This is a genomic window from Plantactinospora solaniradicis, assembly GCF_042658085.1.
Taxonomy (GTDB): Bacteria; Actinomycetota; Actinomycetes; order Mycobacteriales; family Micromonosporaceae; genus Plantactinospora; species Plantactinospora solaniradicis.
Genome location: NZ_JBHSPR010000092.1, coordinates 1 through 2,421, shown reverse-complemented (window position 1 = coordinate 2,421; position 2,421 = coordinate 1). Strand labels below are relative to the sequence as shown.

At 69.9% G+C, this 2,421-nt stretch carries 1 protein-coding gene; it reads left to right on the top strand.

Annotation, left to right across the window (positions count from 1 at the left end):
* Positions 1-2,421, top strand: a 2,421-nt coding sequence (locus tag ACFP2T_RS45820) for a condensation domain-containing protein (protein WP_377433786.1), incomplete at both ends; no start/stop codon positions are given.

The following is a 2,421-nucleotide window of genomic DNA, read 5'->3' as shown; positions in this document are numbered from 1 at the left end:
TCCGGGCCGACACAGGAACTCCTGGCCGGGATCTGGGCCGAGCTGTTGGGCGTGGACCGGGTCGGGGTACGCGACAACTTCTTCACCCTGGGCGGGCATTCCCTGCTCGCCACCCGGGTGGTGTCGCGGATCCGGGCCGTGTTCGCCGTGGAGGTGCCGGTCGCGGCGTTGTTCGACGGTCCGACGGTGGCCGAATTGGCGGCCGTGGTTGCCGGATCGGCGCAGGGCACCGATACCCCGCCGATCGTGCCGGTGGACCGCGACGGGTTGTTGCCGTTGTCGTTCGCGCAGCAACGCCTGTGGTTCCTGGCCCAGCTCGACCCCGGCTCGGCCGAGTACAACATGCAGATGCCGGCGCACCTCATCGGTGAGCTCGATGTGGCGGCGTTGGCCACGGCGCTTGGCGGGTTGGTGGCCCGGCATGAGGTGCTACGGACCCGACTGGTCGCCGGCACCGACGGGGTGCCGGGTCAGGTGGTCGACCCGCCGGCACCGTTCGACCTGCCGCTGATCGACCTGTCCAGTGAGGACGATCCGGCCGCTGCCGTACGGGCGTGGCTGGCCACCGATGCGGTGGTGCCGTTCGATCTGGCGGCTGGGCCGTTGTTCCGGGCGAGCCTGCTGCGGGTGGCCGCGGATGAGCATGTGTTGGCGCTGGCCATGCACCACGTGGTGGGTGACGAGTGGTCGGCCAACATCCTGCGCCGTGAACTCGACGTGCTGTATGCCGCGGCCCAGGAAGGGGCCGAGCCGGGGCTGGCGCCGTTGCCGGTGCAGTACGCCGATTTCGCGATGTGGCAGCGGCAGTGGCTGACCGGCGACGTCCTCGACGATCAGCTCGACTACTGGCGGCAGCGGTTGACGGGTGTGCCGACGCTGGAACTGCCGACCGACCGACCGCGACCGGCGCAGCGGTCCAGCGCCGGCGCGGAGCTCGAGTTCGTGGTGCCGGCCGAGGTGGCCGACGGTCTGCGTGCGGTCGCGCGGGACGCCGGAGCGTCCATGTTCATGACTCTGCTCGCCGCGTTCAACGTCCTGCTGGGCCGATACTCGGGCCAGGACGACATCGTCGTCGGTACGCCGATCGCGAACCGGAACCGGGCCGAGATCGAGGGCCTGATCGGGTTCTTCGTCAACACCCTGGTGCTACGCACCGACCTGTCCGGTGACCCGACGTTCACCGAGCTGTTGGGTCGGGTCCGGGCCGAGACCCTGACCGCGTACGCGCATCAGGATGTGCCGTTCGAGCAGCTCGTCGACGAGCTCGGCGTGGTCCGGGACCGGTCCCGGAGCCCGTTGTTCCAGGTGCTGTTCAACTACTTCACCGGAACGGCGAGCGAAGCCGAAACCCGGGATGGGCACGGGAGCGATGTTGCTCGCCGTGGTGAGGGTGTCGAGACCATCGAGAACGTGGCTGGTGGGGTTGACCTGCGGTTCATGGTGGCTGAGCGGGGCGGTGGGTTGGTCGGCACGGTGCAGTACAGCACGGCGCTGTTCGACCGGGACCGGATGGTCCGGTTGGCGGGTCACTTCGTGGCGTTGGTGTCGGCGATCGTGGCCGACCGTGACCGTCGGTTGTCCGGACTGTCGGTGCTGACCGAGTCGGAGCGCGGGGTGTTGCGGTCGTGGGCTGCCGGTGGGGTGTCGGTTTCCGATGCGGATCTGGTGCCGGGGTTGATCGCTGGTTGGGTGGGGACCGCGCCGGAGGCGGAGGCGGTGCGGTTCGGTGTCGAGGGTCTGTCCTACGCGCGGGTGTGGGAGCGGGCGAACCGGCTCGCGCACTACCTGCGCGGGGTCGGCGTCGGGCCGGAGGTTGTGGTGGGGGTGTGTCTGCCCCGGGGCCTGGACTTCGTGACGACCGTCCTGGCGGTGTGGCAGGCCGGCGGTGCCTACCTGCCACTGGATCCCGGCTACCCGATGGAGCGGCTGGCGGTGATGCTGGCCGACGGTCGGGTGTCGGTGCTGGTCGGCATGGAGGAGACGGTCGATGATCTGCCGGTCGGGCGGATCCGTACCGTGGCCTTGGACGATCCGACGACGCAGGCAGTGCTCGGCAGCCAGCCGGCTACCGCACCTGGGATGGTGGTGCATCCGGATCAGGCGGCGTATGTGATGTTTACGTCGGGTTCGACGGGCCGGCCGAAGGGTGTGCAGGTGACGCACCGCGGGTTGGCGAGCCTGGTGGCCGGGCAGCGGGAGTTGTTCGGGATCGGTGCGGGGACCGGAGTGTTGCAGTTCGCGTCGTTCGGGTTCGACGCGTCGGTGTCGGAGTTGTGTGTGACCCTGGCCGGTGGTGGCCGGTTGGTGATGGCAGACGAGGCGCATCGTGGCGACCCGGCGGCGTTGGCCGGGTTGGTCCGCGCTGGTGGGGTGGAGGTGGCGACGTTGCCGCCGTCGCTGTTGGGGGTGCTGGCGCCGGAG